Below are 14844 nucleotides of genomic sequence, written 5' to 3' on the forward strand. Positions count from 1 at the left end.
GCAAACTACCATGATCATGGTATAAATGCGGAACAGCCGCAGTGAAGTAAAATACAGAGGGGCAACCGTGCAGCACGGTTGCCCCTCTATATGACAAGCCATTTACCTGGCTCAGGATTCCAGTTTAACAATACCGGTTTCCAGTGCGTAGTTACACAGCTCAATGGCAGAATGCAACTGCAGTTTCCGCATGATATTCCTGCGGTGCGTGTGAATGGTATGTTGACTTAAGTGCATAGATCCGGCTATCTCCTTGTTGGATTTTCCACTGGCTATCTGGCGAACAATATCTGTTTCCCTGACCGACAACCCTTCCGGGGGAAGACTGCGAACGGAAGGGGTTTTTCTCCTGTCGGCCAGTAATAAATCAAGGGCAAATGTGCAGAAGAATTTTTCACCACGCAGTGTGCAGCTGATCGCCTGGTGGATATCACGCTTTTTACATTCCTTGGTAAGCACACAGTAGATGTTGCTGTCAAGCAACCGGAACATATCTACTTTTTTCTGTTGGCTGGAAAGGAGTATCACCTTGCATTCCGGAATAACAGACAAGGTCCCGACCAGTTCATCAGCATCAAAGTAAACCGGATCATAGTCCAGTATGAGTATGTCCGGCTGAAAGGAGAGTAAAGCAGGCCGCAGTTCTTCGCTGTTGCCCGCTTCTTCGATCCGGTAATTACTTTGATGATCCGCTAACAAACTTTTGATTCCTTCTCTGTAAACAGGTTGCGCATCCGCCAGTATAATTCGGGTTTTGACTGTACTGTTCATTATGCTGATAACACTTTACAATGGCCTGTTTAACCAGGAAGATATATGGTTAATGTTACTTCAGGGGCACCGGTTTTTCTTGCCTGGTTCTTTTAAGCTGGTTGCTTTTATCCGCTTGTGGCTTTGCCTGTTTTTTGTTTCTTCTTCCCCACCAGATGTAAAATCCGGTAACCGGCAGCGAAGCAGCTATCAGCGAGGCCAGGAAGGCCAGTATCTTTCCCGGTATACCGAGTACTGCCCCTACGTGAATATCATAGTTCATGGCATTGATACGCTCCCCATTGCTCATATCGGCAAAAGACCGGCGGGTAAGCATCGCAGCGGAATGTTGGTCGTACTGCATACGAACCGCCTTATAAAGCGGTTTACCGTCCCTGCGGGCAAATACAGATACAGCAGTTTTACTATCTTTAGGAATACCCACAAAAAAGGTAGTCCCTTCCGGGGCTTTCACTACCGCATCTGCCAGTATCTTTTCCAGGGAGTATGTACCCGGATGGGTAGTATCGGACAACACCGGAGCGGGCAATACCACCGGCTTTCCGCCGTTAGCGATCCATTGGATACCGTTGCTCACCCACTGATATGAAAAAACCAACCCGCTAATGGCAATAACCAGCAGTATGATCATCGAATAAAATCCAAGGATATTGTGCAGGTCATAGTTCTTACGTTTCCATTTGGTAGTGGTTTTCCATTTGAAACTAAAACGCTGTTTGGCAGCGGCTTTATTACCCGGCCACCAGAGCACAATCCCGGATATGAGCATCACTACAAAAATAAGAACAGACCAATTCACAATAGTCGCCCCTATCTTTGGCCCGAGCAGCAGGTTAATATGCAGGTTCACCACAGTACTAAAAAATTCCCACTTGGTATTTTCTATTTTCAGCACTACTCCCGTATACGGATCTACGTAAATACGATAGAAGTACTCCATGTAGGTTGCGTACAACAGTCCATCAGGGTTTACTTTCAGCGTACGAAATGATACGCTCCTGTTAGCGGCCACCGGCACTTCCGCCAGCTGAAGCTTATACGCTTTCCCTATTGCCGCCTGTGCTTTTTCCCTGATAACGTTCATGGGTAAACGCCTGCCACCTTCGGGCACTTCTACGAACATACGCTGCCGGTACACCACGGGCTTTAGTTCATCAATAAATGCATACAGGCATCCGGTGATGCCCAGTATAAAAACAACCAGCCCGGACGTTAGTCCGAGCCAGCGATGTAACTTGAGGATAGTCTTTTTCAAGGGCATGTGAATGATTTAGTCAGGATTAAAAACGATATCCAACGCTTATTCTCACATTACGTCCGGGTTCTGTTTGCCAATAGTAGATCTTGTTTCCATAGTTATCTGCAGAAGGCGCGCCAGTGTACAGGTATTTATCAAGTACGTTATTTACCAGTACGTTTACACTGAATTTATTGACGATATATCCAAGACCTGCATCCATCCTGAAATAGTCGGGCAGGAAATTTTCCGTTTTGTCGTATACCTGCCCTGCTATACGGCCGGCCTGGTACTGGTAGCCGATGTTGGCACGCAGTCCTTTCAACACACCGGTACCCAACGTATAAGTGAGCCAGGTATTCTGGATATGTTTGGCAATACCCGGTACATAGTTGCCTTCCAGTTTAGGATCAGCATCTTTGGAAACAACTCCATCGGTATATGCATAGTTCACCACCAGGTTCAACCCTTTCACTACTTCACCCTGGAAATCCGCTTCCAGTCCTTTAATGCGTTGCTGGCCATTTTGGCGGCTGTAGATGAATTGATTGGAAACCGGATCCCTGTGTTCCAGGTCAGTAGTCAGTACATTATTCTTAGTGATCTGGTATACGGCCAGCGTGGAGGTAAAGCGGCCTTTAAACCAGTCGCGTTTGATACCGAACTCGATATTGTCGCCAGTCATAGGATCGAATGGCTTCTTCTGCCAGTCGAGGCCCGGGTTCTGGATAAAGCTCACATCATACACGCCATACACGGAGCTGTTCTTATCGAGCGAGTAACTGATACCGAAACGTGGCGTGAATTTGCTGTCTTTGTTGGTTCCATCGTACGGACTTACCACCTTGTTGGTAGTATAGCGACCGGCCAGTGTTACCCGCAAACGGTCGTTGAAGAAACCAAGCTGGTCCTGGAGATAAACAGCACTGTAGCCATAGTTGTATTGTACGCCACGGGTACGGATATCCGAAGAACGGTCCCATTTGGGTTGTTTCACGGAGCCATGTTTAGGATCGTAGATATTAAAAGTGGAGTCACCGAATGATCCACCCTGTCCCCAGTCAGCGTAATAGTTGCTATACTTCATATCCACACCGCCCAGGATATTGTGGGTAACGGCGCCGGTACGGAAGGCGCCATTCAAAAATACCTGTGCAGTTTTATTCAGCCCCAGGGCATCCCAGATGTTCATACTCCGTTGGATAAGACTGTCGTTCCCTTTTGTAGAGAACCCGGCAGGCCACATGCTTTGACCGATCTGTTTATAGTGGAAGAACCCAAACTGAGCATTCAGTTTCCAGTCGGGGCTGAACTTATGCTCATAATAAGCCATTACGCTGTTATCATTAATCTTTGTTGGATCCATATTACCTTCAATGGTAGTGAAGTTCCGGGGCAGGTCACCGTAACCGCGTTTGGAGAAGGAATAGTTACCACCAATCACCGGCAGTTGCATGTACTGCAGGTTGTATTCCAGTGTAACTGTATTTTTCTCGTCTACCAGGTATTTTAATACGGGAGAAATACTATAACGGTTGGTGTAGTCGAAATCACGCCAGCCATTCTTCAGCTCCCCTGCCAGGTTGAGTCGATACAGCAGTTTGCCGTTTTTGGACAGTTTGCCGTCCAGGTCCAGGGTGGTACGGTAGTTATCATAACTGCCGAGAGAAAGCGTCACTTCGCCCTGGTCTACCCCGGAAGGCTTTTTGGTGACTACGTTATACATACCGCCGGGCTCTCCGTTCGACATCATAAAGCCAGCCGGGCCTTTAACGAACTCAATACGGTCTACCATGCTCATATCTTCTGTGAGCGGGCTCCACGGGCTGATATATACATTCATGCCATTGCGGAGGGAACTGGCGCGGGAACCACGGATCTGGATATTGGAATACATGTCCCAGTGACCCAGCCTGGAAGCACCGCTTACGTTGCGGGTAACGCCTTCCTGCATATTATAGATCTGCTGGTCTGCCAATACTTCCCTGGATACTTCTGTGATGCTTTGAGGCACCTCTACCAGGGGCGCGTTCAAACGCAGCGAATTAGACGGAGTAAGCACGGTGTACTTATTATACTCCCCTGTTACGGTGACTTCCTTCATCTGCTGACCGGAAGCACCGAGTGTAATAGTGGTATGGCTGATCCCATCTGCTTCCACCACCACTTCCCGGAGCACGTTCTCATATCCTACCAGGGATACTACAAGGACATATTTTCCAGGTTTAACCCTTTTGATCACAAATTCACCATTGGCATCCGTGAGGGCGCCATGGTTAGAGTTTTGTATCCTAACGGTAACGTAGGGTGCAGGCAGGCCATCCGATGTAAGGACTTTACCTTTTATGGCTGATAAAATATCTTCTGCTATGGTTTGGCTGCAAACCGCAAACAAGAGTATAAACAAGGTAAATACGCTTTTTATTAGAATGCGCATATAGGAATGCTTCATTGTCTTTTAGCTTTTTGCGTGCAAATCTAGCTGCTGCCAAAACGACAAGGGACGCCTATCGGGAATTTGATTTTCGCAATCAGGAAAAATTAGGAAATGATTGAAGTTTTTTTTTAGTAATATCGTAAACGGTAACATTAATAACCATGTCGTTCCTGGCAAGAAGAAAGAAAATTTATGATGAAACAGGTGAAAGTGATTTTTTCTGTCTTACTTATCCTCATTAGTTTTTCGGGATTTTCCCAACACCTGGCGGATACCGCTGGAAAAGAGCAAAAGACCGTTTACCTGTTTAGTGGTATCGGGGCTGATTCGAGCATATTTAAGAACCTGAAGCTTCCGGGTTACCATAAAGTTTACATTACCTGGATTCCTGCGCTGCCCGATGAAACACTAACCGACTATGCAGGCAGGATAAAGAGCCAGATCACTGTTGAAAATCCGTATTTAATTGGTCTTTCTTTTGGAGGTATAATGGCCGTGGAAGTATCCAAACAGATACACGTAAAAAAAATGGTCCTGATTTCCTCTGTCAGAACAAAGGACGAATTGAACAAAAGACAGTTTTTCTTCATCAAACTGGGCTTATACAGGATCATTCCCAGTGCATTAATAAAGCGGACCAATTTTCTTACCTACCGCTATTTTGGCGCCCATTCCAAAAGTGATAAGAAAGCGCTAACGAAATTATTAAAGGATACTGATGTTACTTTTTTCCGCTGGGCGTTGAAAAGTATTGGCTACTGGCATAACAAGGAAGTGCCTGAGAGAACCATTCAAATACATGGGACGGCCGACAGGGTTATCGCCAGCAGATTTGTGCATCCCGATTATCGTATTAAGGGCGGAGGACATCTCATGGTGTTTAACAGGGCAGATACCATCAGCAAAATCATCAGGAATTATTTCCGTGACTAATGCGCAAAATATAAAAGCCTGCGATGATACACCTGGTATCACCGCAGACTTCTTCTTTATACATCCATGCATCTATTCCATCGTATAATTTACTACCAACCAGGCGCCTGCAATCGTTCCTTTCACAGTGCCAAAATTCTGCACAGCAAAACTATAATCAATATGATCGCCGGGCTGCTTCAGGTTACCTGTAATCGTACTAATCGGATCAAGCAACTGGATCTGGGTACCAAACTTAGCAGCATTCTTCGTCATAGCCTGTGCCGGCGCGCCATTAACAGATACCATCAGGTTGCCGCTGTTGCTGGTAAGTACAAATAATGCCACATTTTGTACCGTCACCTTAATCGCGCTGTTCTGCGTGAAGTAAGGTAATCCTCCTTTTGTTAAGCTGCCACTGAAAGTGCCGGTACCATTCATAAAGGCATACCAGTTATCCGACATTTCGTGCCGCAGGTCAAACATACGGAAGAGACCCGCTACCGGTACACTGTCTACAATTTTCTTAAACAGCAGCTTCAGGTAATCAGTTGTTTGCTTTTTGAATAATCCACCACCCTGACGGGAAGTATAGCTCATTTGTATGATCACATCTGTGATAGTCTGGTAATCGAATTGTGCCAGCGAAGCCGGGTCATTCATTTCCAGGTGCCAGGAGCTGATCGCGCCGGTGCCTTCAAAAGGCAGGTACCTGTCGTCGCGGAAATTGAGTTCAAACAAACCACTGTCGTTTTGCGCATGACTGGTGGCAATAGATTGAATGGCGCCCAGGTTATAGGTAAACCGGTCGTCACCTCCTGCCTTTTCAACATATTTATCATACGCATCTGCTCCGGCAGGGTTAAGCTTTGTATTCCTGCGGTATTTATTGCTGACCTGCGATAATGTGCAGGATATTGACACCAGCGGTCCGCTGATACAAGGTATGCTCACCGCGATGGTCTTAATCCTGCGCAGATAATGACCCGGATAATCCATGTCGAACAACATTTCCGGGATATTGATATCGCAGTGTCCTGTATTGCGCAACTGCACCAGGGCTTCCGGCGATAGCGCTGCCACCGAAATATTTTTGTTCAGTTCAAATTCCCGCTGGTTATTATGAAGATAGTTGGATTCCAGCCGTTTCACATCCAGCAGGAGCCGCTCACCGGACAGGAGACCTTTTTTCATGGTATCCCAATAGTTATATTTGATCACATTACTGTCGGCAGCCAGTTCAAACTGGTAGCATTGTTCCGCCTGTTTGGCCATGGCAAATGCCAGCTGGTACGACTGGAAGTAGAGGTTACTGATCTGCCCTGTCATCCAGGCATACAGGTCCTTGTTAGTATACTTACTGGTCATGAAGGTATTTACTTCCTGCGCCTGTTGTATCCGAAGCTGCTGGGTAGTTGTTTCCTTCACGGCAATGTCCTTGCGGATCCCCGCCACTACTATCTGCTGATCCATTTGTTCCAGTTCCAGGGAAGCCAGATCTTTCTGCAGGCCCCATTCGTCCATCCTTCGTTGATAAGCGCCGATGTTACCAATAAGATTAGAGGTGGAATGCAGGATGCCTGCAATACCACGGAACAGGGTACCGAACTGCCCGGTGGAACTACCTACGTTATTACCACCAAAAGATACAGTCACCACCGGCGATCCGCCAAAACCGGCGCCACCACCTGTAATAATCGGTATCATATGGGTACCTCCGGAGGTAGCATCCAGTACGGTAGCTACTATTTCAGATATAATAGCGCCAGCGGAAATACCTGCCTGTGCTATTTCCCAGCCATTCATAAAATCACGGCTGCTGTAGTAATCGTATTTTTTCTGCGAAATGGCTTTGCTCTTCTCCAGGGCTACGATCGATTCCGTCGCTTCTTCTACCTGTGCCTGCCGGATCAATAGTAACTGTTGCTGCAGCTTTATTTCTTCTCCGGCTCTTAACAAGGCCAATGCTTCATTGTCTTTCTTTTCCAGGGCAGACAACAACGCGGCGCCGGTGGCTTTCACCTGTTCGGCCAGTTCGGTGGCTTTCTGCAAAATTACATGGAAGCGGTACAATGGCAACGGCGCGTTAAGCATACTGGTAACCGTGCTGATATCCAATCCTGCTGCGGCTGCACGCACCAGCATGCCAGGATCTATTGGCGGTGCAAACAATGCCAGTACGCGATGTACCCCATTGATATCTTCACTGTTACGGATCTTGTATAACCTGTCGTCAATGGTATCCCAGTAAGACAACAATTGTTCGTTGGCAGGTATGCAGAAGTAGAGAGAAGACACTGTATTGTGAGGAGTAGGCAATTCTGCTCCCTTATGCGGCAACACGTTGAGATCAGGCACCAGGTTTTCCAGGTCTACCATCGCGTTGCTGAAGGCATCCAGCTTCAGTTCCAGCTGATTATAGGTCTGGTCAGGAACAGGCACCGCAGGCGGAATGATCATGGGCTTAGGTCCGAGCAGCTTATCTGCCAGGATATATAACTGCGTAGCCTGTACGAGGGATTCCATCGTGTTTTGCATAAACAGGTTGTCACCCCAGGCAATCAGGTTATCCAGGTACTTCATGAGCAGCGCCTTTTGATATGCGAGTGGGCGTGTACGGGCAACTTCATGCGGCATAAACGGATTTTCCCTCCAGCTCTCCACGGCATTTACCAGGTCCTTATAAACGGTTCCGGTAGGATCGCTGGCGATGTCGGTCATGATGGTATCGATACGCTGATCTACGTAATCGAAGAATTCATGGAACGGCTTCGTGATCCAATATTTCTGCGGAGCGCTGCCACCGGCGCCACCAATCGGATTAAAGATGTAATGATACCATTTACGGGCTTCTTCAAACCGTTGATTCTGGCTTAACTGGTTGCCTATAAAGAAAGGCAGGTGATAAAATAATTCCCAGTTGTAGGAAGAATAAGCTCCATCCGCATCAAAATCGATATTTTCTATGGGGTAAGGCGTAGCTACCGGCGATTGCGGCTGATAGGTGACATCAAATTTAAAACTGTTCACCTTCGACTGTACATCATAGTTCATGATGGCCGGCAGTCCTCCTTTATACACCGTGCTCTTGATATAGCATACCAACGGGTGATAGAAGTTGCGGAACATCAGCTGCGGTTTATGTTTCTTATAAAAATTCCATTCCGCTGTAAGCCTGATATATTCCGGATCTGCGTATAACTGCTGCAGCATTTTATTGAAATCATGCGCCGGGTCAGCAATGAGGATTTTTACATACTTAACGACCAATGCAATCAGGTCAGTTACGAATTTGTAAATATCACTGAAGGTGCGCGCATTGGTACCATCTTCCCCGAAGAAGCCCGGTATGATCACATACTCCCTGGAGCCATCGGCATAAAAGAAAGGCATGAAACTGGCCATCGGCATCACAAACCTTCTGTGGCTGCTGAACTCGGCATTGGCTGCGTAGCCGTTTTTAGCTGATATCAGTTCCAGTGCTACATAAATCCAGTCGATCAGCGAAAATTCATGCGGATACGTGATCCGGAAGATGCCGGGTGTGGCGTTGAGAATAGGTTCAAATTTATAAGGACTGAATATGCTTCTCATCGACAGCGTATCGACCGACCTGCCATCGCTTTCCCGGTATTGCATTTGCAGAAAATCGGTATCCATAAAATCCGGGATAAAATCGAGGTAAGGAAGCGATTGTCCTCCCCAATAAGCCACTTCAGGATAACCTTTACAACCGGTAAGGTTGAACATACCGATGGAATGGTTATCGAACGTGCAGAGAATACCATAACCTACGGCGCCCATGTCGAAGTCCAGCATACGGAAGGTATCTTTTACCGGGTTGAGATCGGTGTAATAGTTCGTATGCAATACATCCTGCGAAGTGCGTTTGGGCTGCCATACCCCGTTAATGCATTCACTGGTAGCCAGCTGTATTTTAAACCGCTTCAATGGTGCAGGCGCAGCCTGGTTGATAGGCGTGCTGGGTATGGCCACACTCTGGCCCTGCTGTATTTCTTCGGTGGGCAGATGCCAGGCCAGGAACAGGCGGTTGTTAAGCATGTAAGCCAACAGATGGTCACCGGAAATGTCCACATCTACTTTTGTCCATGGCTCCCACTTACGTTCTTTCACTCCTGTGCGATAGTAGTAAGTACTGCCTCCGCGCACGCGTGCAACCACATGCATGGTATAGGTGCTTACATCATAATAGCAGGCCCGCACATCAAGGGTGGCTACATCGTCCAGTTTTTCCAGGTAATGGATGGCGGCGGTTTCTACATTGTCGTCTGTAATTTCATTTTGTTGCAGCTCCGCAATCAGGTCTGCAAAGAAATAAGATTGATCGGCACGTAATTCCGGTTCTATCCAGTTTTCCGGGTACAGAAAAACCTTGCGGTTGGCTACCCATACCTGGAAGTTTTTCATCCAGATCCATTGGCTCCAGCCGTCATCATTTGTTACATCTGCAATAGCATCGGGTTCCAGCGCCATCAGGCAACGTTGTATGAATAGCTGCAGTATGCCATGTGCCATTACGATACGGGAACTTGGCTGTCCGGGTTGCATCAGTACATCCATCAGGAAATAGTCGTACAGGTCATCCGGTCCGTTCAGATCCGGGTTAAATGCCAGGAGATAGGCAACGAGTGCATCTCTTTTCTTCGGACGCAGTGCATCTTCTACCGGTTGAATAACGTTCAGCCATTGTTTATCGTCGTATTTATTACGGAGCGTTTGTGTGATCAGATCAGTCTCTGCTGAGGTAAGTACAGGTTGGATGAATTGTGTAGCCGTTGCCACCGGTACTCCCAGCAGCCGAAGCGCCGCCGTGGCTGCTTCCAGCCGCAGATAGGTAGCAGGCAGTTTAAAGTCTGCAGGGTACGTATAGCCATACCAGGCAGTAAGGTCGCTCACATCCGTACCATCCCATCCGGTGAACAAGGAGAGCGTTTGTAAAGTATCCGGCTGCGGAGCGCCGGATGCTACCTGTCCCCATACATCTGTCCAGGACAATACCACCGCAGGATCTGCAGGGCTTTGTACCGTTCCATAGTTTTGCATCAGCAGCAGGGCCTCCTGCCATTTTACCCATTTACCAAAATCAGCTGCCGGCACATCACCTGCATACCGGAGAGTGTCAGGTTCCAGCCAGCCCATGGCAGCATTATTTTGCAGAAACCATTGCAGGTCCATCGCTGAAATGCTGATCTTACTGAGATAGCTAACAATCAGCTTTAACAGGCGGGTGGCCCGGTATTGTGCATCAAATCCAGCCGGTGTTATGGCCGGAGGAGCTGGTGGCGTATTTACCTGGTCAATCAGTGTGTCATCCGAGAGAATATCTCCCAGTAATGCAGCAGGACCAGGGAACTTCAATGATCCATATTTCAGCAGTACTTCGGTGATCACATCAGTGGTCCCAAATGTGCCTCCCACGGCATTATACAATGCCGTTTGTTTAGCGGCCCTGAAAAGGTAGAGGGAAACAGGCGTACTCAATGATTGTATCAGCGCGTTCCGCGCAGCGGTCAAACCCGGATCAGCCGGCGCCAGCGCCAGCAGCGCGGTGATCTTGGCCTGGATATCGAGGGTATCAAAATAACCTCCCAGGTTGGCAGCTGCATATGCCTGCGGCGTGAGCGCATCTGCAAAAGTGCCGCTGATAATAGCAAGGATCTTATCTACCGCTGCGGCAGCAAGGCCTGGCAGAAGGCTCATTTGCGGTTTGAGTGCATTCTTATTCTCATCCGGAGACAATGTCGCATCAAAAGCAGAACGGGTATTATTGAAGGCTTGCTGGTAGGCTGTTTGTAAAGAAGTGAGCCAGGTAGTGATGGTGGCATCCTGCATGGCCAATAACCCGGTTGGATCGATATTTTGCAGGAACCATTGCAGTTCACCTACGTTGAAACCTGTTGTTTGCAAAAACCGTACGCTGCTCACAAAAGCACTGGTAGCAGCAGGTGCGGTAAACAGCGGTAAAGCAGCCAGCGTACTGTAAGTAAACATTGCAGGCAGCTTCAATCCCAGCAGATTAGCCAGCAATGCATGACGATACAGGAACACGAGGTTATCGCGGGTCAACGTGGTATCTGCCGGATTTAACTGGCTAATAAGAAAAGTAATATCATCTGCCTTCAGCTTCAAACTTAATTGCAGGGTACTAAGATGCGCATTTAAAGTATCGCGGCTTCCCAATGGCAATGCTTCATTAGCGCTGATGTTTTTGATCGTAAATGCCTGGTCTATCGGGTTGGTGGCTATCCTGTTCAGGTATACCGATGTATATAACGCGGCGGGCTGTTGTCCGTAGAAGGACAATGCCTGTTCCAGTGTAATCCCCAGGCTGTTCTGCAATCTGAGCAGATCCACGATCGCTACCAGGGTATCATCATTGAGTTGCTGGCCACCCAACGCAGTATACATGATCAGGCTGTTCAGGTTCTCCATGCTAACACCTGCTTTGCGGTATAGCCGAAGGAAACGGTGCATGCGATCCAATGCTGCTTCATCCAGGTTGACAATTATCTTCTTTGCCGTATTACAGGTATTATCCTGGTGTTGGATAAAGAGGGTATCACCGGGGTTAATGAACGACTGGTTTAGCAGTTGCTGCAGATCCACATAACTCAACCCGCTTTTCTTTAAAAACACATCTACTTCCTGCAGGGTAGTGAGCAAAGGAAGGGCACCTGTACTCCAGTATACTGCCTGTCCGGCGGTAGTAGTGTCAGCGGTCACGATCAGCGTTCTTTCTGCCGGCGATATCTTCAGGTACACGGCTGCTTTGGATGGCGCATCGGGACCAGCGGCATTACCCAGGGTATCCATCAGATCGGCGCGTTCAATACTTACAATTTCCAGCAAGCTGTTGCCTCTTTCCTGGTAGATATCGAACGGGAGACCAAAAGAAATATGCGAGAGCGACAATATATCATATGCGTCCTCATTAACGTATTCCGGTGCAGCACTGAGTTCTGTGGCGCTCAGGTGTGTTTGCCGCAGCTGTTTTACCCGCCAGCCGGTGCCCTCTGCTGATATTTTTGTAGTGCTGACAGTATCCCGCAGCATATAGGTGTCTACACCTGCAGCAGAATATTTCGGATAAAGCAATGCTTCATCCGTCACGTGCTTTATACCATTATCGGTAAGGCCTTTCAGGAGGTGCGCACTGATTTTTCCCTTTACCATGTCAACGGTAAAAGTGTTATCAAGCAATATGCCCGTATCAGGACTTACCCCATCTTCCAACACTTCACAAACCAGGTCGATATAAGGTATGGGGGTATTCGCATTATCACAGTTCAGGTCAATATCGCCAATATCCGGTCTCCTGGTAAACAGCACATCCTTGGCTGTTTTGGTTCCATTGGCCAGCAGGCGGTTTTTCAGGAACTGCAATACATCTGCCAGGTACGCCGCGGGGCCATACACTGATCTGCAATCCATACATTCGCAAAGATCTATTTCTTCGAACAGGCTTTTCAGGTTAGGAAAATTCTTCGATACCTGTTCTATCTTCAGCGATAACGCTTCTCCATTCAGTGCTTTCAGCTTACCTGCACCGGCATATTCCTTCAGTTCCGCACCCAATGTCATGGCAGCGGTGTGAATGTTTACCGCTTTCTGATAAACATCAGTGGCTTCTTTTTCAGAGAAGGTTTGGTCCTTGCTGTACTTTGTAACAAACTGTTTCTGCCCCAGTCCTACGATATGATAAGCTGCCGTTAGCTGATCATCCTGCAGCTTTTTAGCTTTGCTATAATCGGGGGTGAGCTTATACAGTCTTTGCAGGGAACGCAGTTGTGCCCTGTCGTTGTCGGACACCTGCGTATCTTTCAGCTGTGCATCGATGGACTTGCCGCCAAGATCTATATCCGGCAATTGTTTCAGCTGATCCATTGCATCGGGCTGATCTCTTTTGAAGTCTGCCATAAAGGCCACATGCGGATATTTTTGGCGAAACCGGTTTTGCAATATGGCAGCATGCGTATGCAAGGCGTCTTTACTGGCGGTCATGCTGGCTCTTAGCTTGTCGTTGGGCAGGCGGTTGAGCATATCTTTCCACTCATCGGCAGATAGCGCGGCGAGTTGCGACACGTCCTTTTCTTCTTTGATATTGGCGGTCTCTTTTACGTGTTTGATCAGCGTTTCATCGGTGCCCAGCAAACTGGCGATGTTAATATCTACCGTTGCCCCTTTGGCGGCGGTGACGTCTGAAAAGGGATTGGCGGCGATGATGTTGTTCAGCAGCTGTGGCAGGTTCCCAAAAGCATTTTGGCTGATCAGTTCCACCAGGTTTTTATAAGATCCTTCTTTTATACTGCCTACAATCAGGTTAGCCCATTGCTGTGGTCTTTCTTCCTGTATATATTTCTTTGCTTCTTCCTGTAATTCCTGCAGCTGGCGCAGTATGCGGGACAAAGTTTTACTGATATCAGGGATGATATTGGCAGCGATGGCATCTGTAATGTCCTGCTTGATAACATCTGCATCTATCAATGCTGTTTCATACACCAATGATTTCACATCGGAGGAAATGTTGATGGCCACCCTGGTGGTCAGCCATTGCTCCAGGTCGTTTTTCAACAAGGTACCTTCCCTGAACAGGCCGTAGAAAAAGGCGGGTTCAAACTGAAACTGTTGTTGAATTTTATATGACAGCGCCAGGTATTCGATGCGGTTATAATCGATACCGGTTTCCCTGTTAAGGAAAGTAATATCCGGGTGTTCCTTTGTTTCCTCCAGCCTTTCCAAGGGTATTTTACCTGTTACGGGAGATAATATCTGCAGATAGTTCTCATATTCACTGATCGTACGACCGGCGCTTTCTTTCAGGTGAATATCGATATTTACCCGGCTGGGTGCATTGAATACAATGTTGTTGATATCTGTTTCAAACAGCAGTTGTTCTTCCAGGTATACTCTCATCAGCAGGTCTGCGCTTTTATATTCATTTTCTGCCGCCCGCTGCTGATCATAGGGGATGCTGTATTTTCCGGCGGAGTCGGTGATGGCCTCTCCCAACACCGTATCTGAACGCAGGTCTTTATCAAATGCCCTGACCGTAAGACCTGGTGCGGGTGTATTATCAGGCTGGAAAACGGTACCGGTTACGATAGCAGTTTGTACATTTGCGCGTGCGCCTTTTGCCTCCACTTCCAGCACTATTTCGTTGGTTGTTTCATGAATATTCCAGCGTTTGGTGTCGTGGCTGCCGGTGAGTACCATTTCTTCGTGCCAGACCCTGAAATAAATGTGCGGATTATGCCGGAGTAATTCCTGCACGAGGCCTTCGTTGAAAGTCAGCATGAACCGGCCGTTTTCGTCGGTCATACCTTTGGCGAGCGGCACATTGATGAGTGCTTCTGTGCTCCAGGCCTCAATCCTCAATCCTTGGAGGGGGTGGCCTGTTCGGGAACTTTTAATGTGCCCTTTGATGAGGTTTGCTTTCATTTTTTTGGAATTAGAACAATGAAGATGG

5 protein-coding genes are annotated in these 14844 nt (G+C 47.7%); 1 reads left to right on the forward strand and 4 read right to left on the reverse strand.

What is annotated here, in order from left to right:
* Positions 1-111: 111 nt before the first annotated feature.
* The 3 genes from KE626_RS18230 to KE626_RS18240 are packed head-to-tail and all read right to left on the reverse strand — an operon-like array spanning position 112 to position 4460.
* Entirely contained in the window at positions 112-771 is a 660-nt protein-coding gene (locus tag KE626_RS18230; RefSeq protein WP_211974357.1) for a response regulator transcription factor, read from the reverse strand.
* Between the two features lie 55 nt (positions 772-826).
* A complete protein-coding gene (locus KE626_RS18235; protein WP_211974358.1) occupies positions 827-2032 on the reverse strand; it encodes a PepSY-associated TM helix domain-containing protein in 1206 nt (401 codons plus the stop codon).
* Between the two features lie 19 nt (positions 2033-2051).
* Positions 2052-4460: a TonB-dependent receptor gene (locus KE626_RS18240; RefSeq protein ID WP_211974359.1), complete on the reverse strand. Its 2409-nt coding sequence runs from the start codon at positions 4458-4460 to the stop codon at positions 2052-2054.
* 177 nt (positions 4461-4637) lie between these two features.
* Here KE626_RS18240 and KE626_RS18245 point away from each other — a divergent pair, with 177 nt between their 5' ends.
* Entirely contained in the window at positions 4638-5378 is a 741-nt protein-coding gene (locus KE626_RS18245) for an alpha/beta fold hydrolase (RefSeq protein WP_211974360.1), read from the forward strand.
* Between the two features lie 72 nt (positions 5379-5450).
* On the opposite strand, the gene KE626_RS18250 is transcribed toward KE626_RS18245, so the two are convergent.
* Positions 5451-14816, reverse strand: coding sequence for a Tc toxin subunit A-related protein (locus KE626_RS18250; RefSeq protein ID WP_211974361.1), 9366 nt, complete (start codon positions 14814-14816; stop codon positions 5451-5453).
* Between the last annotated feature and the right edge of the window lie 28 nt (positions 14817-14844).

Source organism: Chitinophaga hostae (assembly GCF_018224885.1).
In the GTDB taxonomy this organism is placed as follows: Bacteria; Bacteroidota; Bacteroidia; order Chitinophagales; family Chitinophagaceae; genus Chitinophaga; species Chitinophaga hostae.